Below are 17498 nucleotides of genomic sequence, written 5' to 3' on the forward strand. Positions count from 1 at the left end.
CTGCCTGTGCCGCTCACTTGGGCAGCAGCACCTTGTCGATCACGTGGATCACGCCGTTGGACTGGTAGACGTCGGGGATGGTCACCGTGGCCGTGCCGCCCTTTTCATCGGTCAGCATGATCTTGGAGCCGCTGGACTTGGCCACCAGCGTGCCGCCGCTGACGGTCTTGATGCTGGCCATTCCCTTGCCGTCCTTGATCATCTTGGACAGCGCCGCTGCATCCCACTTGCCGGCCACCACGTGGTAGGTCAGCACAGTGGTCAGCGTGCCCTTGTTCTCGGGCTTGAGCAGGGTGTCCACCGTGCCTGCGGGCAGGGCCTCGAAGGCGGCATTGGTGGGCGCGAACACGGTGAACGGACCCGGGCCCTTGAGCGTATCGACCAGGCCCGCCGCCTTGACGGCTGCGACCAGGGTGGTGTGGTCCTTGGAGTTGACGGCGTTGTCGATGATGTCCTTGGACGGCAGCATGGGTGCGCCGCCCACCATCACATCGGCCATGGCGGCCACGGAGGCAGCCGACATCACGATGGCCAGGCCGAACGAGGCCAGCTTGCGGGTGTTTTGAATCGAGACCATGGAATGCTCCTAGCGGGTTGATGACAAGCCGAACGATTCCGGCTGATCTGGATACGCAGCGCAGCGGGGTCTGGATTCAAAAAAGAAAAAGAAACGGCTGCATCCGCAAACCGTTACCTGCGCTTTCAATTGCGGCACATCCAGACCTGCGCGGCCTGCGTACTGCCGGATAGCGGGGACGCATCCCATTCCGCTGGAGCAGGTGGCCACCTCTTCAGTGGAACGCGCTTTCGCCACACCCGTGTGCTTTCGGCCGGAGGCGCATTCTTCACGTTGACCGTTCGCGCCTGCCGCGAACCGAGAGGAACCATCATGTCCGACGAATCAGTGTTGATCGGGGTTTTGCAAAAACGTGCCAAGAAGCTGGAGGACAGGCGCCAGTTCTTCCGCAAGACCAGCGGCGTGGCCGTGGGCATGGCGGGCGGGGTGATCCTGTCCGCCTGCGGCGGCGGCGGGGGCGATGCGAATGCGCAGGCCAACGGGCCCACGGATGCGGAGATCCTGAACTTCGCCCTCAACCTGGAGTATCTGGAGTCGCAGTTCTATCACTACGCGGTGTTCGGCACCGGCCTGCCCGCCAACCTGCAGTCGGGCGTGGGCACGCAGGGCGCCATCACGGGCGGCCGTGCCGTGGCCTTCAAGGACCCCGTGGTGGCGCAGTACGCCAAGGAGATCGCCCAGGACGAGATCGCCCACGTGGCCTTCCTGCGCGCGGCGCTGGGCTCGGCTGCGGTGGCGCAGCCGCAGATCGACATCGGCGGAACCGACCCGAACGGCGCCTTCTCGGTGGCGGCGCGAGCGGCCGGGCTGGTGGGCGCGGGCACGGCCTTCGATCCCTATGCGAGTGACGAGAACTTCCTTCTGGGGGCCTTCATCTTCGAGGACGTGGGCGTCACCGCCTACAAGGGCGCATCGCCGCTGATCACCAACAAGACCTATCTGGAGGCAGCCGCCGGCATCCTGGCCGCCGAGGCCTACCACGCAGGTCTGGTGCGCACGGTGCTGTACGCCAAGGGACTGGCCACGCCCGCGCTGCGCACGGCGGCCGGCGCCATCTCGGATGCGCGCGACAGCCTGGATGGCTCCACCGACGTGGACCAGGGCATCACGGGGGACGCCACCACGTCCAACATCGTGCCGCTGGATGCCAACGGCATCGCTTTCAGCCGCTCGCCGGGCGACGTGCTGAACATCGTGTACCTGACCAAGGACACGGCGACCAAGGGCGGGTTCTTCCCGGCCGGCGTGAACGGCTCGCTGGTGATGAGCAGCGCCTACGCCTGACGCGGACTGCCCGCCTGCCCCGCGCCGGCCGGGGCAGGCGGGCTTCCCCGGGGCTGGCCCGAGACAAGCGTTCCCCTGCCAAGGAGTTGCCATGATGTCCCTTCTGCCTTCCTCATCCGCCCCCAGCACGCCGGCTCACACTCCGGCCCGCACGCCACGGCGCCTGAAACCTGCCACCGTGGCGCGCCGCTGCGTGGGCAGCCTGATTCTGCTGGCCGGCGCGGTCATCGTGACCGGAGATCTCGTGGCGCTGTGGCGCGGCGCAGGCACTGATGCCGCACCCGCCGCCGCAGCCATGGCACCCGCCAGCGGCCTGGTGCCAACCACCCGATAGGCATCCCCCCTGCAACCGCGTGCCCCCGCCGGCGGAAAGGCCCCCATGAACGACACCGTGCTTGCGGCCGAACAGGGCCGCTTCGGCGCCATCGAGCCGGACAACGGCCACGCGGGCACGCCCAGCCTGCCGCAGGTGCATCGCAGCATTGCCGTGCCGCGCGGCGACAGCCGCTCGGACAACGCGCGCCGCGTGCTGGCGTTTGCCGGGCCCGGCTACATGGTGGCCGTGGGCTACATGGACCCGGGCAACTGGGCCACCTCCATCGCGGGCGGCTCGCAGTTCGGCTACTCGCTGCTGGCGGTGATCTTTGCCTCCAACCTGATGGCCATGCTGTTCCAGGCGGCGGCCGTGCGCCTGGGCCTGGCCAGCGGGCGGGACCTGGCCCAGGCCTGCCGCGCGCAGTTTTCCCCGCGCATCAACCTGGTGCTGTGGTTCTTCTGCGAGATCGCCATCGTGGCCTGCAATCTGGCCGAGGTGCTGGGCATGGCCATCGGCCTGAACCTGCTGTTCGGCCTGCCGCTGGTGGCCGGGGTGTGCATCACGGTGGTGGATGTGATGCTGATCCTGGCGCTGCAAAGCCGGGGCTTTCGCTGCCTGGAGTCGGTGGTGATCGCCCTGGTGGCCGTGATCGGCCTGTGCTTTGCCGCCCAGCTGGTGTGGCTGCAGCCGCCCGTGGCGGCCGTGCTGCGCGGCCTGCTGCCGGGCATGGAGATCGTGGCCAATCCGCAGATGCTGTACCTGGCCGTGGGCATCGTGGGGGCCACGGTGATGCCGCACAACCTGTACCTGCATTCGTCCATCGTGCAGACACGCCGGCATGACACCACGCCCCAGGGCACGCGGCAGGCCATCCGCTTGGCCACGCTGGACTCCACGGTGGCGCTGGGTCTGGCGCTGTTCGTGAACGCCGCCATCCTGGTGGTGGCGGCCGGCGCGTTCAACCGGCCCGGCCAGGCACCGGTGACCGAGCTGTCGGACGCCTACCACCTGCTGTCCCCGCTGCTGGGCGTGGGCATCGCCAGCGCGGTGTTCGGCGTGGCGCTGCTGGCCTCGGGGCTGAGTTCCTCGGTCACGGGCACGCTGGCCGGGCAGATCGTGATGGAGGGCTTCTTGCAGATCCGCCTGTCGCCCGCGCTGCGCGCCCTGCTGACGCGCTGCATCGCCATCGTGCCCGCCGTGGTGGCCACCGCCTGGTACGGCAGCACCGGCGCCAGCGCCCTGCTGGTGTTCAGCCAAGTGGTGTTGAGCCTGCAATTGCCGTTTGCCATCGTGCCGCTGCTGCTGTTCACCACGCGGCGCAAGACGCTGGGCGAGCTGGCCTTTGGCCCAAGGATGTCGGCGGTGCTGTGGGGCTGCGCGGCCCTGGTGGTGTCGCTGAACCTGTGGATGCTGCAGCGGCTGCTGATGGCCTGAGGCGCCCTGAGGCTGTCCCGAGGTGGCCCCGGCGCCACGCGGCACCTTCATAGACGTTTTGCTTCTATCAAACGCCGCTCTTGTTCGTTGGTGGCTTGCCGCGAAGTTCTTAGATTGGTGCCTATAGCCACCAACCCGCGAATTCTCCGCAAGGACGACGACATGACAGCCCTCACTTTGGAAACCGCCTTGCCCCAGGCTCTGGAAGAGGCGCAGGAACACGCCCGCGCACAGGGGCTGGGCCACGCAGGCGGCGTGCGCCCGCCCGTGGCCTGGGCGCTGGTGCAGGCCGGCCAGGCCGTGCTGGTCGATGTGCGCACGGCCGAGGAACGCAAGTTCGTCGGCCAGGTGCAGGACACCCTGCACGTGCCCTGGGCCACGGGCACGGCGCTGACGCGCAACCCGCGCTTTGCCCGCGAGCTGGAAGCGCGCCTGGCACCGCACGGCGGCAAGGAGGCCGTGGCCCTGCTGCTGTGCCGCAGCGGCAAGCGCTCGGTGCTGGCGGCCCAGGTGGCGGCCCAGGCCGGGTTCGCCCATGTGTTCAACGTGCTCGAAGGCTTCGAGGGCGAGATCGACGCGCGTCAGCAGCGCGGCAAAAACGACGGCTGGCGCTTCCACGGCCTGCCCTGGATTCAAGACTGAAGGAGCACGCAGATGGCCAGTTTCGACATTGCCGGACTCACCCAGAACCTGCATGCGGCGCGCCGCGAATGGCGCGAGGCGCACGGCCGCACCCAGGAGCCCGGGGCGCGCGAGTTTCCCTCGCGCGACGCGCTTTCCACCCTCATCGACCAGCTCAAGGCAGCCCTGTTTCCCATGCGCCTGGGCCCGCACGACCTGCGCCAGGAAAGCGAGGACATCTTCGTGGCCCACCAGCTGGACTCGGCCCTGCATGCGCTGCTGGGCCAGATACGGTTGGAGCTGCGGCTGTCCGCGCCCCACACGGCAGCGGGCGCCGACGCCATGGCGCTGGACATCGCCCGCGCCTTTGCCGAGTCCCTGCCCCAGATCCGCCGCCTGCTCGACAGCGACGTGCTGGCCGCCTTCCAGGGCGATCCCGCCGCGCGCAGCGTGGACGAGGTGCTGCTGTGCTATCCGGGCGTGCTGGCCATGATCCACCACCGCCTGGCCCACCAGCTGTACCTGCTGGAGCAGCCGCTGCTGGCGCGCATCGTGGCCGAGCTGTCGCATGCGCAGACGGGCATCGACATCCACCCGGGCGCGAAGATCGGCCGGGGCTTTTTCATGGACCACGGCACGGGCGTGGTGATCGGCGAGACCGCCGTGATCGGCGAACGCGTGCGGCTGTACCAGGCCGTCACCCTGGGCGCCAAGCGCTTTCCCACCGATGAGCACGGCCACCTGCGCAAGGGCCTGGCGCGCCACCCGGTGGTGGAGGACGACGTGGTCATCTACGCGGGCGCCACCATCCTGGGCCGCGTCACGCTGGGGCGCGGCGCCGTCATCGGCGGCAATGTCTGGGTGACCGAGGACGTGCCGCCCGGCGCCCACGTCACCCAGGCCCATGCGCGCGAGCACGCGCAGCAGCCCCGGGAGGTGGCCCTATGAGCACCCGTCTTGTCACCAGCTTCGGCATTGCCGTGCGCCAGGCGCGCGAGGCCCATGGCTGGTCGCAGGAGCGGCTGGCCGAGCACTCGGACCTGAACCGCTCCTACGTGGGAGAGATAGAGCGCGGCCGCGTCATCGCCTCGCTGCTGACCGTGGAGAAGCTGGCCGTCTCGCTGGGCGTGCAGCCCTCGGCCCTGGTCATGCGCGGCGAAACCGTGGCCCACGACCAGCTGGTGCGCGGCCTGCGGTTGGCGGCTATAGCATGTTGAAGACATGTGCGCGGGCCGGGACACTGGCCCTGTTTCCCTCCTTCCCCTTCCCTTTTTCCTGAACTGATCACGGAGTCTGCACATGTCGGCAACAGTGGGCGGCACGACCGCGCTAGGCGACAACGCCGCGCGGCAACTGGCCAACGCAACCAAAACCGTTCCCCAGCTTTCGACCATCAGCCCGCGCTGGCTGACGCACCTGCTGCAATGGTCGCCGGTGGAGGCGGGCATCTACCGCCTCAACCGCGTCAAGAACCCGGAGGCCATCAAGGTCACCTGCACGGCCAAGCAGGAAGACAACCAGCTGCCGCGCACCTATGTGGACTACGAGGAGCAGCCGCGCGAGTACTTCCTCAACGCCGTCTCCACCATCCTGGATGTGCACACGCGCATCTCCGACCTCTACAGCAGCCCGCATGACCAGATCAAGGAACAGCTGCGCCTGACCATTGAGACCATCAAGGAGAACCAGGAAAGCGAGCTGATCAACAACCCCGACTACGGCCTGCTGGCCCAGGTCACGGACGAGCAGCGCATCTTCCCGCTGACCGGCGCACCCACGCCCGACGACCTGGACGAGCTGCTGACCAAGGTCTGGAAGGAGCCCGCCTTCTTCCTGACCCATCCGCTGGCCATTGCCGCCTTCGGCCGCGAGGCCACGCGCCGCGGCACGCCGCCGCCCACGGTCAGCCTGTTCGGCTCGCAGTTCATCACCTGGCGCGGCATTCCGCTGATCCCCTCGGACAAGGTGCCCGTGGCCGATGGCAAGAGCAAGATCCTGTTGCTGCGCGTGGGCGACAAGCGCCAGGGCGTGGTCGGCCTGTACCAGCCCGGCCTGCCGGGCGAGCAAAGCCCGGGCCTGTCGGTGCGCTTCATGGGCATCAACAACCATGCCATCGCGTCCTACCTGATCTCGCTGTACTGCTCGCTGGCCGTGCTCACGCCCGACGCGCTGGCCGTGCTCGACGATGTCGAGATCGGCAAGTACCACGACTATCCCGACACCTACAAGTAAAGAGGCCGGGCGTTGACCGTGTCTGCAATCACCTCCGTGGCGCCCCAGGCGCCCTTCGACCCCGAGGCGCTGGCGCGCATGGCCAACGCCTTGTTCTCCGCCGCACCGGGATCGGCTCCTGCCCTACCGGGTCTTCCGGGTCTTCCCGGCCTGCCTGCTGGCGTCCAGGCCCCCGTGAACGTGGCGCCGCCCGGCTCGCCGCTGGCCAGCCCGGCAGGCCTGGGCCCCGGCGTGCCGGGCACGCCCATCCCGCAGGGCGTGGCGCCGGGCAGCAACCTGCTGCCGGCCTCGCCCGCGCCGCTGGCCTCGCTGGCCCACCGCGCGCCCGCGCTGCTGCCCCATGCCCAGGCCGGCAACGGCGTGCCCGACCATGTCGTGAGCGCCCTGCCCGCCTACGAGCCGCGCCTGGGATCGCAGGTGCTGGGCGTGCCCCAGCGCCAGGGCGATCCGCTGGATGCGCTGGCCGCGCTCCCGTTCACGGCACCTGCGTCACCTGCGTCACCCGCCGTGCCGCGCATCGGCGTGCCCACCGAAGGGCCCGGCATTGCGTCCACCGTGCCTTCGGCCGAGCCGCGCTTTTACTTTGTCGATCCCGTGGTGCTGCCCGCCGGCTACACCACGCCGGCCCATCCGCTGCAGCGCCAGCAGGCTGCGCACGGGGCAAGGCATGGCACGGCCGGCGTGCAGGCGCCCTTCGACGTGCATGCCGTGCGCCGGGACTTTCCCATCCTGTCCGAGCGCGTCAATGGCCGTCCGCTGGCCTGGCTGGACAACGCGGCCACCACGCACAAGCCGCGCGCGGTGATCGAGCGCATCCGCCACTTCTACGAGCACGAGAACTCCAACATCCACCGCGCGGCGCATGAACTCGCTGCCCGCGCCACCGACGCCTACGAGGGCGCGCGCGAGCGCGTGCGCCGCTTCATCAACGCGCCCGACGTGAACGAGGTCATCTTCGTGCGCGGCACCACCGAGGCCATCAACCTGGTGGCCAAGAGCTGGGGCTGGCAGCATGTGGGCGAGGGCGACGAGATCATCGTCTCCCACCTGGAGCACCACGCCAACATCGTGCCCTGGCAGCAGCTGGCGGCCGCCAAGGGCGCGAAGATCCGCGTGATCCCGGTGGATGACTCGGGCCAGGTGCTCATCGATGAATACCGCAGGCTGCTGAACCCGCGCACCAAGATCGTCTCCGTCACCCAGGTCTCCAACGCGCTGGGCACGGTCGTGCCCGTGCAGCAGATCGTGGAGCTGGCCCACCAGGCGGGCGCACGGGCCCTGGTCGATGGCGCGCAGTCGGTCTCGCACATGGCCGTGGACGTGCAGGCCATCGGTGCGGACTTCTTCGTGTTCTCGGGCCACAAGGTCTTCGGCCCCACGGGCATCGGCGTGGTCTGGGGACGGCGCGAGGTGCTGGAGGACATGCCGCCCTGGCAGGGCGGCGGCAACATGATCGCCGACGTGACCTTCGAGAAAACCGTCTACCAGCCCCTGCCCAACACCTTCGAGGCCGGCACCGGCAACATTGCCGACGCCGTGGGCCTGGGCGCCGCCATCGACTACGTGCAGGCCCTGGGCATGGAGCGCATCGCGCGCTACGAGCACGATCTGCTGCAGTACGGCACGCAGGCGCTGGCGCCCATCCCCGGCCTGCGCCTGATCGGCACGGCGGCCGACAAGGCCAGCGTGCTGTCCTTCGTGCTCAAGGGCTGGACCACGGCCGAGGTGGGCGAGGCGCTCAACGCCGAAGGCATCGCCGTGCGCACCGGCCACCACTGCGCCCAGCCCATCCTGCGGCGCTTCGGCGTGGAGACCACCGTGCGGCCCTCGCTGGCCTTCTACAACACCACCGAGGAAATCGACCGGCTGGCGGCCGTGGTGCAGGGGCTGGCGGCGCGCAGGCGGGGTTGAGCCACGGGCTCAGCCCAGGCGTCTTGCAAAGGCGTCGCCCGTGGTGGCCGTGCCCAGGCGACCATGCCCAGGCGGCCGCCACGTCGTTGGCGCCGCTTGCGCCAGGTGTGCCGCAGGCCGGCCCCGGTGGCAATGCCGCGCCACGGCAGCGGACGGAACACGGCATTGGAGTCATGAAAAAGCATTGCCAATATCAGAATGATCCTATGGATTTTCATAAATCATAGGAATAGACTTTGGAGCACGCCCAACAAACTCTCCTGCATCGTTTCCGGTTTCATTCATATGAAAAAAATCAGATATTTTCTCATTCCGGCAACGCTTTGCTTTTCTGTAAGCTCCATTTATGGAGGCATGTTTACACCGGCAGTATCCATCGTCCAATTACCGGAAATCATCAACGTTCCCGCAGGAAATATCATGAATGGATCAGTGCTATGGGAATCGCCCATGGTCAAATCCACTCTCGACACAATTTCCTACAGTGTGCTTTCGGGGCCATCTTCAGAAATATGGCCCCAAATCATGAACCCCACTACGCTGGACGGCGATATCTACTCCACATCTTTGCGCGGAATAGGAATCCGTTGGCGTGCCACATGGAAAGCCAGGAATTTCCCCAATGGCAAAACCATGTCCATCACCACTACGTCCAACAATTCAGGAGCCACGGGATGGCAAAAGGATGATGTACATGAGCAAACCATATGGATGCAACTCATCAAGACAGGCGCCGTTCAATCGGGCACTTTCAGCGTCAGCAGCTATGCAACCGCCCGGTTTGACTGCAATAGCCTTTGCAATATCTGGTCCGTGATGGCGGCCGGCAGCACCGTGGTGCGCACAGGCGCCAGTTGCCGGGTGAAGACGAGCAACATCGCCGTGAACCTGCAGCGAATCAACAGGTCACAGTTCAACGGGATAGGCGCTACCTCCGCGCCCCAGTCATTCGATCTGGAATTGATCTGCACCGGGGGCGATGCCAATTCCACCCTGCGCCCGTTCGTCACGCTCACGGATGCCAACGATGCCGCCAACCGCTCCGATGTGCTGACGGTGACCGGAGGGGCTGCCGGCATCGGCATCCAGATCCGCAGCAGCGACAAGGTCATCAGCTACGGCGAGGACTCCGCCAACTTCGGCAATCCCAACCAGTGGCAGGCGGGCATCATCACCCCAAACACCAGCAACCACGTGATTCCATTGACGGCGCGCTATGTCCAGACCCAGCCCTCCGTCACAACAGGCCTGGCCAACGGACGGGCCACCTTCACGCTCAATTACCAGTGACCTACCAGTGACCTGCCAGTGACACGCTGGCTGCATTGCGGCTGTGCAGGCGCCCGTGCCGATCCTGCGCGGCCGCCCCCGGCTGCGCTCACTCGGCCCTGGCCCCTGACACCCGCACCTGCTCGGCCGCCACCGGCATCTGCTCGCGCACGAAGCGCCAGAACGCGTCCACGCCCATGGGCTTGACGGGCAGCGAGCCCTGTTCGATGAACTGCTTTTGCACCTCGGGATTGCGCAGCGCCGTGGCCAGTGCGCCGTTCAGGCGCTCCAGCGCCGCACGCGGCGTGCCGGCCGGGGCAACCAGGCCGTACCAGGAGTCGGTGTAGAAGCCCTTGACGCCTGCTTCCTCGAACGTGGGCACATCGGGCAGGGCCGGCAGGCGCTGGCGCGAGGCCACGGCCAGGGCGCGCAGCTTGCCCGAGCGGATGAAGGGGATGGCGCCCGTGGTGAGCACGAAGTCCACGCGGCCCGCCATCAGGTCGGTCATGGCCGGGGCCGTGCCCTTGTAGGGGATGTGGGTGACATCCACGCCCGTGAGCTGCTTGAAGCTGGCGCCCGCCAGGTGCTGGCTGGAGCCCACGCCGCCCGAGCCGTAGTTGAGCTGGCCCGGCCTGGCGCGCGCCGCCTCCAGCAGATCGTTGACCGAGCGCAGCGGCGAGGCCACGGGCACCAGCAGCACGCTGGGCGAGGTGGTGATCATGCCGATGGGCGCGAAGTCCTTGAGCGGGTCGTGGTTCAGCTTGGCGTAGAGCGCGGAGTTCAGGCCGTGCGAGGCCACGGTGGCCAGCATGATGGTGTTGCCATCGGGCCTTGCGCGGGCCGCCGCGTCGCTGCCCAGGTTGCCGCCTGCACCGGCCCGGTTGTCGATGGTGATGGGCTGGCCCAGGGCCTCGCTCATGCGCGTGGCTGCCAGCCGCGCCACGTTGTCGGAAGGGCCGCCTGCGGGCCAGCCCACGATGAGGGTGATGGGGCCTTGCGCCAGGGCCGGCAGGGCCAGCGTGCACAGGGTGAGCGCAGCCAGGCTGCGGCGCGACAGAGGGGTCATGGCAGTTGTCCTTGTCCATTCAAAGGTTTGCATGGCCAGGGCCTTCAGGGCTTGCCGTCCTGCCAGGGCATTTCGGTCCAGAGCTTGCGAAAGCCGGCCTCGGTGCGCTCCAGTTCGGCCGCGTAGGCGGGCGGCGCCAGGTAGCGCAGCGGCGCGTACATGGCCTCGGCCTGCTGCCTGAACTGCGGGTCGGCCGCGATGGCGGCCACGGCATCGACCAGCTTTTTGCGCACGCCTTCGGGCAAGCCCTTGGGCGCGGCCAGGCCGCGCAGGGACGCCAGCTCGATATCGATGCCCTGCTCCTTGAACGTAGGCACCTGCGGCGCCAGCGAGCTGCGCGCGGCCGACATCTGGCCCAGCAGGCGGATGGGAGTGCCGCCCTTCTGGTAGGCCAGCACCTCGCCCACGTTGATGGCGCCGATGGTGATCTGCTGGCCCGTGGCGGCGGCGCGCACCTCGCCCGCGCCCTTGTAGGGCACATGGGTGAGCTGCGTGCCGGTGGCCTTGGCGAACAGCAGCATGGCCAGGTGGTCGTCCGAGCCCGTGCCCGTGGTGCCCACGGTCACGGCGCCGGGGTTGGCCCGGGCGTAGGCGGCCAGGCCGGCCAGCGTGGTGATGGCGTTGCTGTTGTGGATGGCGAAGCCGCCCGGGTCGTCCACCAGGTTGCCCAGCAGGTCGTACTGGCTCCAGTGGAAGCTGCTCTTGCGCTCGATGGGGATGGTCAGCACGTTGGGCGTGTTGATGAAGCCGATGGTGTAGCCGTCCGGCTTGGCACGCGCCAGTTCGCCAAAGCCGATGCCACCGCCCGCGCCGGGGCGGTTGAGCACGACGACGCTGCCGCCGAGCTTCTTTTCCAGATGGCGGGCCAGCAGCCGCGCCACCAGGTCGGTGCCGCCGCCGGGCCCGTAGGCCACGATCATCTCGATGTTGCGCGAGGGATAGGGGGCCTCGCTCTGAGCCTGGGCCAGGGCCGGCAGCGCCATGCAGGCGGCGGCCAGGCCTGCGCACAATGCGCGCCTTGCTTGCTGTGTCATCTTTGTCTCCTGGGTCGCCTCTTGCAGTGGTCTGAGAGGCTTTGTAGTCATGGTGAAGGAAGCGGCTAACGGGACGGGGAAAAGGACAGGGAACGGGACGGGTCCAAGGCCCTGGCGATGCGCTCGCGCGCATGCGGCCAGACCTCGGGATTGACCAGGCGCGCGGGCCGCTGGCCGTCGGCCAGCAACTGCACGATCTGGGTGGCGGCCAGCTCGGCGTTGTTGCGCCGGGCCTCGTGCGTGACACCGGCGGTGTGGAAGGTGGCCACCACCTGGGGCAGGGCCAGCAGCGGATGGGAGGCGGGCGGCGGCTCCTGGTCCCAGACATCGAGCCCGGCGCCGGCCAGGTGGCCGCTGGCCAGGGCGGTGTGCAGGACGGCCTCGTCATGGATACCGCCGCGCGCCGTGCTCACGAAGATGGCGCCCGGCTTCATGGCCGCAAAGGCAGCGGCGTTCATGAGCCCCAGCGTGGAGGCATCGCGCGGGCAGTGCAGGGAGACGATGTCCGCGCGCTGCAGCAGTTCGTCGAAGCCGACGGCCTCGGCCCCGCGCGCCGCCAGGCCGGCCGCGTCATAGGCCGGGTCGCAGCCGATCACCTGCATGCCGAAGGCCCGGCCCAGGGCCGCGACGCGGCTGCCGGCCTCGCCCACGCCCACCAGGCCCAGGGTGCGGCCGCGCAGCTCGTGGCCCATGACGTCTTCCCGGCTGAAGCCCCTGCCCGGGGCGCGCAGCAGGCGGTCGGATTCGTTGATGCGGCGCAGCACGGACAGCATCAGGCCGATGGCCATCTCGGCCACCGAGTCCGCATTGCCGCCCGACTGGTTCATCACGGCCACGCCGGCCCGCGTGCAGGCCTCGATGTCGATGGTGTCGCAGCCCGAGCCGCTGGAGGACACGGCCAGCAGATCGGGGCAGCGCGCCAGCAGGTCCGCCGTGGCAAACCAGTGGCGCGGCAGCTCGTCCTTGGCGGCCGTGATCTGGTAGACCCGGGCGCCGGCCAGGGCCTGCCAGGCGGCGGCATCGTCGCCCTCGCGCCGGCAGGTGACCAGTTGCACGCCAGGCGCGGCCGAGACGATGCGGTCGAAGGCCGCATCCAGCCAGTAGTCGAAGCGGACAACGCGGCGGTCCATCACAGCACCCCCTTGGCGGCCAGCGTGCGCGCCACCCAGGAACGGTCGGCGCGGCCTGCGGCAATGGCGGCAAGCACGTCGGCCTCGTCGCGCTGTATGGCCTCCACGCGGTCGGCAATGGCTGCGGCCTCGGCGGCGGGCACGGCCAGCAGGCCGTCGCCGTCGCCCAGCACCAGGTCGCCCGGGTGGACCACCATGCCGTCGATGCTCACGGGCACATGCAGCTCGCCGGGGCCGTCCTTGTAGGGACCACGGTGCGAGACGCCGCGCGCATACACGGGCAGGCCGTGCTGGCCGATGGTGTCGCTGTCGCGGATCAGCCCGTCGATGACGATGCCGGCCGCGCCGCGCGCCATCATCAGCGCCAGCATGATCTCGCCAATGATGGCGTTGGGCCCGGCGCCGCCCGCGTCCACCACGATCACGTCGGCGGGGCCGCAGATGTCGATGGCCTGGTGCACCATCAGGTTGTCGCCGGGCCGCGTGCGCACGGTCAGCGCACGGCCCACCAGCGGCCCCTGGCGGCGATGGAAGGGCCGCAGCGCCGAGGTGCCCGTGGTGCGGCTCATGGCGTCGCTGACATTGGCGACCGGAAAGCCGCGGTAGCGCTGCAGCAGCGCATCGCCAAGGGCGGCCTCGGGCCGGGCGTGGATATGGAATCCGGGAATCTTGCTCACTGCTGTGTCTCCGTCTGTGTCTGTGTCTGTGTCGATACCGTTGTCTTGCCGCTCAGAACGCATCCCAGGCCTGCGCGTGGCGCACGCAGTCCGGCGTGACCTGGTCCAGGCGCGTGGCGCCCAGCATGGCCATGTCGCGCAGCACCTCCTCGCGCAGCAGGGCCATGGCGTGGGCCACGCCCGCCGGCCCGGCCACTGAGGCCGCGTAGTTGAAGGGCCGGCCCACGAACACGCAGCGCGCGCCCAGGGCCAGGGCCTTGAGCACATCGGTGCCCCGGCGCACGCCGCTGTCCAGCATCACCGGCAGGCCGGGCACGGCGCGCACGATGCCGGGCAGCACGCGCAGCGGTGCCACGGCGCCGTCGAGCTGGCGCCCGCCGTGGTTGGAGACGATGAGGCCGTCGGCCCCGTGGTCGCGCGCCAGCACGGCGTCTGCGGCCGAAAGAATGCCCTTGACCACCAGTTGCCCCTGCCAGCGCTGGCGGATGGCAGCCAGATGCGGCCAGGCCAGGTGGGAGCGGTCCGAGAAATCACGCATCACGCTGGCCGACAGGATGGGCGCGCCCCGGTGCGCATAGTTGTTCTCGAAATGCGGCATGCCGTGGCGCCACAGGGTCTTGAGAAAGCTGCCGAACAGCCAGCGCGGGTGGCTGATGCCCTGCCAGGCCAGGCCCGGCCCGGGCCGCAGCGGCGTGGAGAAGCCGGCGCGCACATTGTTCTCGCGGTTGGCGGCCACGGGCGTGTCCACCGTGATCACCAGGGTCTGCACGCCGGCGGCGGCCACGCGGTCCAGCAGCGCATCGATCTGGCCCTGATCACCCGGCAGGTAGGCCTGGAACCAGGTGTGGGGCGCGGCCGCCATCACATCCTCCAGCCGGATCAGCGAGGAGCCGCTCATGATGGCCGGCACGCGCGCCTGCTGTGCGGCCTGGGCCAGCACCAGATCGCCCCGGTAGGCCGACAGCGCGGCAATGCCCATGGGCGCCACGCCGAACGGCGCGCCGTAGCGGCGCCCGAACAGCTCGAAGGAGGGGTCGCGCTGTGCCACGCCCACCAGCGCGCGCGGCACGAAGGCCAGCTCGGCAAAGGCGCGGCGGTTGTCCGCCAGCGAGGCGTTGTCCTCCACCGCCCCGCTGATGTAGGCATGGATGGGGCGCGGCAGGTGCCGCCGCGCCAGCCGCTCGAAATCATCGAGAGACAGCACCTGGCGCAGGCGGCGCGGCGGCCGGGCAGAGGCTGGTGCAGCGGCTGCAGGAGCTGTGGTGGAGGGGACGTTGTTGGCAGGCATTGCCGGCCAATGTAGAAGGGCCAACCTGCAAAGAAAAGCGAAATAAATAGGAATCGATATTTCGATTTTGGAAGAATGTCGCCATGACCCTCAAACAGCTCGAAGCCTTCTACTGGGCCGCCACCTGCCTGAACTTCAGCGTGGCCGCCGACCGCGTGCACCTGTCGGTCTCATCGCTGTCCAAGCGCATTGCGGAGCTGGAGGCTTCGCTGGGCGTGCAGCTGTTCGACCGCAGCGGCCGCGCCGCCGAACTCACGCCCCAGGGCGAGCAGCTGCTGCCGCGCATCCGCGAGCTGCTGCACGGCGCCGCCCAGCTGCGCGAGGCGGCGGGCCGCAGCGTGGGCCTGCAGGGCCGCTGCCGCATCGGCTTTGGCGAACTCAGCGGCCTGACCTGGCTGCCCCGGCTGGTGCAGCGGGTGGCCGAGCTGCACCCCGACCTGCAGCTGGAGCCCCACACCGACATCGGCCAGGTGCTGGAGCAGCGCATCGTCGATGGCGAGCTGGACTGCGTGGTCATCGCCGGGCCATCGTCGCGCAGCAGCCTGGCCTTCGAGCAGGTCGCCCAGGTGCGCTTTGTCTGGGCCGCCAGCGACGACTTCATCGCCCGCGCCGGCACCGGCCTGCCCCGGCGCCTGGTGCGCGAGCAACTGCTGATCGCCCTGCCCACCGGCTCGGGCGCCACGCGCACGCTGGACGACTGGCTGGGCCGCCACGGCCTGGCCGTGGAGCGGCGCCTTTCCTGCAACAGCTGGGGCGCCGTGGTGGGCATGGTGGTGGACGGCCTGGGCTTCACCTACATGCCCGAGCAATGGGCCCTGGCCCTGCAGGAACGCGGCCGCCTGCGCGTGCTGGACGGCAGCGCCGAGGCCGCAAAGCACAGCGCGCTGGCCCCGCTGACCTACACCGTGCAATGGCGCCGCGACGATGCCCGGCCGCTGATCACGGAAATACGCGAGATCATCCGCAGCGTGATCGATTTCCCGGCGCCGCGCTGTTTGAGTTGAATATCACTGATTTCAGGGATATTCAAAATAGCAATCCTGTAGTATTTGAATGAACAATCAATATCAACAATAAACACTCATCAATACATTGATAAGACATTATCAATTTCAAATATCAATCGATTCAGATCTTTCCCTATGGGAGCACTCATCTTTCGCATGGATTTCTTGGCATACTGAAAATCCTTTCTCAAAGAAATTTGACAATCCTTTGCAAAAACTGCCTATGATTTAACAACTCTTTTCAATTATTCACGACTGGAACTCCTGCGTTTCCAGTCGATTTCCATTCATGAGCACTGCGCCTGCAAATACCAGTCTCCGCAGCCCTCACCCCGAATCCTGCGGTGCGCTGGCGCTTCAACCCATTGGCTCCGGCGACGAAGCCGCTCTCCTGGCCATCTTCGCCTCCACACGCGAGCAGGAGCGCGAACAATTCGGCTGGCCCGAGGAGCAATGGAATGCCTTCATTCGCCAGCAGTTCATGGCGCAGCACACCCAGTATTCGACGGCCTACGCCAACCCCAGTTTCGATCTGGTGCTGCGCGATGGCGAGATAGCGGGCCGGCTGTATGTGGACCGCAGCCCGCAGGAAATCCGCGTGGTGGATATCGCCCTGCTTCCCAGGCACCGTCGCCAGGGCGTGGGGCGGCAGTTGCTGCAGGCTTTGACGGATGAGTCAGATGCCCTGGGCATTGACCTGGGCCTGCATGTGGAGAAGAACAACCCCATCCTCGGCCACTACCAGCGCCTGGGCTTTGTCACCGAGGCCGATCGCGGCGTGTACTGGTATATGCGCCGCGCGCCGCAGCCTGCGCGCAGGCCCTGCCTTGAGGATTTCACCGGCCTGGTCGGCACCGATTTCGCGTTGCAGCTGTACGGTGCCGGGTCCGTGGCCCTGCGACTGGAAGAGGCCAAGGTCGGCCAGGGACTGCATACCTCGCACTGCTCGCTGCACTTCAGCGGACCCGACATAGCCCGCCCGGCCCATGACACCTATCTGCTTTCCCACGAGCGCCTGGGACGCTTTGCACTGTTCATGGGGCCCGTCATGGGCACAGAGCGGGGGCAGACCAGCTACCAGGCACTCATCACCCGCATGAACCCATCGATCAAGGAGGAGGGCACGCTATGAGCGAGGCATTCATTGGAGAAATCCGTCTTTTCGCGGGCAACTACGCGCCCGAGGGCTGGGCACCGTGTGACGGCCGGCTGCTGAGCATCAACGACAACTCCGCCCTGTTCACCCTGCTGGGCACGACCTACGGCGGAAATGGTGTCACCCAGTTCGCACTGCCCGACCTGCGGGGCCGACTGCCCATAGGCCAAGGCCAGACCCTGGGCGGAACCAACCGCATTCTGGGTCAGCAGATCGGCACCGAAAACGTCACGCTGAACGTCAACCAGATACCCCAACACAGCCACGCATTCTCCGCCGCGGCTGCGGCCAGCACCGGCAAGCCGTCGGGACAGGTCCCGGCGGCGGTCACGGGGTTCAACCTGTATGCGCCGGCCCCCGCCACCCCCACCGCCAAGCTGGCCCCCGCCAGCGTGTCATTCGAGGGCGGCGGACAGTCGCACAACAACGTCATGCCCAGCCTGGTGCTGAGCTACATCATCAGCCTCTACGGCATCTTCCCCAGCACCTCCTAACG

General features: G+C 68.1%; 18 protein-coding genes. 12 read left to right on the plus strand and 6 right to left on the minus strand.

Going from position 1 to position 17498, the window contains the following annotated elements; genetic code table 11:
* Positions 1–13: 13 nt before the first annotated feature.
* Positions 14–577 (minus strand): fasciclin domain-containing protein, encoded by a 564-nt coding sequence (locus DA1_RS22655; protein ID WP_013800571.1) that lies wholly within the window; start codon positions 575–577, stop codon positions 14–16.
* Positions 578–889: 312 nt separating this feature from the next.
* Here DA1_RS22655 and DA1_RS22660 point away from each other — a divergent pair, with 312 nt between their 5' ends.
* The 9 genes from DA1_RS22660 to DA1_RS22700 all read left to right on the plus strand — a co-directional run bounded on the left by DA1_RS22660 (position 890) and on the right by DA1_RS22700 (position 9665).
* Positions 890–1861 (plus strand): ferritin-like domain-containing protein, encoded by a 972-nt coding sequence (locus DA1_RS22660; protein WP_034397170.1) that lies wholly within the window; start codon positions 890–892, stop codon positions 1859–1861.
* 91 nt (positions 1862–1952) lie between these two features.
* Positions 1953–2195 carry a hypothetical protein gene (locus DA1_RS22665; RefSeq protein ID WP_034397171.1) on the plus strand — a complete coding sequence of 81 codons (243 nt, stop codon included), beginning with the start codon at positions 1953–1955 and terminating at the stop codon, positions 2193–2195.
* 45 nt (positions 2196–2240) lie between these two features.
* Positions 2241–3611: an Nramp family divalent metal transporter gene (locus tag DA1_RS22670; RefSeq protein WP_034397172.1), complete on the plus strand. Its 1371-nt coding sequence runs from the start codon at positions 2241–2243 to the stop codon at positions 3609–3611.
* Between the two features lie 162 nt (positions 3612–3773).
* Positions 3774–4253, plus strand: a complete 480-nt coding sequence (locus DA1_RS22675; protein ID WP_034397173.1) for a rhodanese-like domain-containing protein — start codon at positions 3774–3776, stop codon at positions 4251–4253.
* Between the two features lie 12 nt (positions 4254–4265).
* Positions 4266–5180, plus strand: coding sequence for a serine O-acetyltransferase EpsC (gene epsC / locus DA1_RS22680; protein ID WP_013800567.1), 915 nt, complete (start codon positions 4266–4268; stop codon positions 5178–5180).
* The gene (locus DA1_RS22685; protein ID WP_012207587.1) at positions 5177–5449 is read left to right on the plus strand and encodes a helix-turn-helix domain-containing protein; all 273 of its coding nucleotides are present in this window, start codon (positions 5177–5179) and stop codon (positions 5447–5449) included. The genes epsC and DA1_RS22685 overlap by 4 nt, the downstream gene beginning before the upstream one ends.
* Positions 5450–5531: 82 nt before the next feature.
* Positions 5532–6464, plus strand: coding sequence for a family 2A encapsulin nanocompartment shell protein (locus tag DA1_RS22690; RefSeq protein ID WP_013800566.1), 933 nt, complete (start codon positions 5532–5534; stop codon positions 6462–6464).
* Positions 6465–6476: 12 nt separating this feature from the next.
* The gene (locus DA1_RS22695) at positions 6477–8375 is read left to right on the plus strand and encodes a family 2A encapsulin nanocompartment cargo protein cysteine desulfurase (RefSeq protein WP_034397175.1); all 1899 of its coding nucleotides are present in this window, start codon (positions 6477–6479) and stop codon (positions 8373–8375) included.
* 285 nt (positions 8376–8660) lie between these two features.
* Positions 8661–9665 (plus strand): fimbrial protein, encoded by a 1005-nt coding sequence (locus DA1_RS22700; RefSeq protein WP_230590943.1) that lies wholly within the window; start codon positions 8661–8663, stop codon positions 9663–9665.
* An 88-nt stretch (positions 9666–9753) separates the two neighbouring features.
* Here DA1_RS22700 and DA1_RS22705 read toward each other — a convergent pair whose 3' ends face one another.
* The 5 genes from DA1_RS22705 to DA1_RS22725 form a co-directional block, all read right to left on the minus strand.
* Complete coding sequence (locus DA1_RS22705; protein ID WP_034397177.1) at positions 9754–10710, minus strand: Bug family tripartite tricarboxylate transporter substrate binding protein; 957 nt, start codon at positions 10708–10710, stop codon at positions 9754–9756.
* A 44-nt stretch (positions 10711–10754) separates the two neighbouring features.
* On the minus strand, positions 10755–11744 hold the full coding sequence (locus DA1_RS22710; RefSeq protein ID WP_034397178.1) for a tripartite tricarboxylate transporter substrate binding protein: 990 nt from the start codon (positions 11742–11744) through the stop codon (positions 10755–10757).
* Positions 11745–11809: 65 nt separating this feature from the next.
* The gene (locus DA1_RS22715) at positions 11810–12874 is read right to left on the minus strand and encodes a hydroxyacid dehydrogenase (RefSeq protein WP_034397179.1); all 1065 of its coding nucleotides are present in this window, start codon (positions 12872–12874) and stop codon (positions 11810–11812) included.
* Positions 12874–13551 carry an RraA family protein gene (locus DA1_RS22720; protein ID WP_034397180.1) on the minus strand — a complete coding sequence of 226 codons (678 nt, stop codon included), beginning with the start codon at positions 13549–13551 and terminating at the stop codon, positions 12874–12876. The genes DA1_RS22715 and DA1_RS22720 overlap by 1 nt, the downstream gene beginning before the upstream one ends.
* A gap of 52 nt (positions 13552–13603) precedes the next feature.
* Complete coding sequence (locus tag DA1_RS22725) at positions 13604–14839, minus strand: alpha-hydroxy acid oxidase (RefSeq protein ID WP_034397181.1); 1236 nt, start codon at positions 14837–14839, stop codon at positions 13604–13606.
* An 83-nt stretch (positions 14840–14922) separates the two neighbouring features.
* On the opposite strand from DA1_RS22725, the gene DA1_RS22730 reads away from it, so the two are divergent.
* The 3 genes from DA1_RS22730 to DA1_RS22740 all read left to right on the plus strand — a co-directional run bounded on the left by DA1_RS22730 (position 14923) and on the right by DA1_RS22740 (position 17496).
* Positions 14923–15843: a LysR family transcriptional regulator gene (locus DA1_RS22730; RefSeq protein WP_034397182.1), complete on the plus strand. Its 921-nt coding sequence runs from the start codon at positions 14923–14925 to the stop codon at positions 15841–15843.
* A gap of 292 nt (positions 15844–16135) precedes the next feature.
* Positions 16136–16978 (plus strand): GNAT family N-acetyltransferase, encoded by an 843-nt coding sequence (locus DA1_RS22735; protein ID WP_034397184.1) that lies wholly within the window; start codon positions 16136–16138, stop codon positions 16976–16978.
* Entirely contained in the window at positions 16975–17496 is a 522-nt protein-coding gene (locus DA1_RS22740; protein WP_034397185.1) for a phage tail protein, read from the plus strand. Before DA1_RS22735 ends, DA1_RS22740 begins: the two co-directional genes overlap by 4 nt.
* Positions 17497–17498: the final 2 nt, after the last annotated feature.

This window comes from Delftia acidovorans NBRC 14950 (genome assembly GCF_001598795.1).
GTDB lineage: Bacteria > Pseudomonadota > Gammaproteobacteria > Burkholderiales > Burkholderiaceae_C > Comamonas > Comamonas acidovorans.

Coding starts and splice junctions, on each gene's coding strand:
- DA1_RS22665 (WP_034397171.1), top strand. CDS start 1,953: ATGATGTCCCTTCTGCCTTCCTCATCCGCCCCCAGCACGCCGGCTCAC.
- DA1_RS22740 (WP_034397185.1), top strand. CDS start 16,975: ATGAGCGAGGCATTCATTGGAGAAATCCGTCTTTTCGCGGGCAACTAC.
- DA1_RS22655 (WP_013800571.1), bottom strand. CDS start 577: ATGGTCTCGATTCAAAACACCCGCAAGCTGGCCTCGTTCGGCCTGGCC.
- DA1_RS22670 (WP_034397172.1), top strand. CDS start 2,241: ATGAACGACACCGTGCTTGCGGCCGAACAGGGCCGCTTCGGCGCCATC.
- DA1_RS22730 (WP_034397182.1), top strand. CDS start 14,923: ATGACCCTCAAACAGCTCGAAGCCTTCTACTGGGCCGCCACCTGCCTG.
- DA1_RS22675 (WP_034397173.1), top strand. CDS start 3,774: ATGACAGCCCTCACTTTGGAAACCGCCTTGCCCCAGGCTCTGGAAGAG.
- DA1_RS22710 (WP_034397178.1), bottom strand. CDS start 11,744: ATGACACAGCAAGCAAGGCGCGCATTGTGCGCAGGCCTGGCCGCCGCC.
- epsC (WP_013800567.1), top strand. CDS start 4,266: ATGGCCAGTTTCGACATTGCCGGACTCACCCAGAACCTGCATGCGGCG.
- DA1_RS22735 (WP_034397184.1), top strand. CDS start 16,136: ATGAGCACTGCGCCTGCAAATACCAGTCTCCGCAGCCCTCACCCCGAA.
- DA1_RS22685 (WP_012207587.1), top strand. CDS start 5,177: ATGAGCACCCGTCTTGTCACCAGCTTCGGCATTGCCGTGCGCCAGGCG.
- DA1_RS22715 (WP_034397179.1), bottom strand. CDS start 12,874: ATGGACCGCCGCGTTGTCCGCTTCGACTACTGGCTGGATGCGGCCTTC.
- DA1_RS22725 (WP_034397181.1), bottom strand. CDS start 14,839: ATGCCTGCCAACAACGTCCCCTCCACCACAGCTCCTGCAGCCGCTGCA.
- DA1_RS22690 (WP_013800566.1), top strand. CDS start 5,532: ATGTCGGCAACAGTGGGCGGCACGACCGCGCTAGGCGACAACGCCGCG.
- DA1_RS22705 (WP_034397177.1), bottom strand. CDS start 10,710: ATGACCCCTCTGTCGCGCCGCAGCCTGGCTGCGCTCACCCTGTGCACG.
- DA1_RS22700 (WP_230590943.1), top strand. CDS start 8,661: ATGAAAAAAATCAGATATTTTCTCATTCCGGCAACGCTTTGCTTTTCT.
- DA1_RS22660 (WP_034397170.1), top strand. CDS start 890: ATGTCCGACGAATCAGTGTTGATCGGGGTTTTGCAAAAACGTGCCAAG.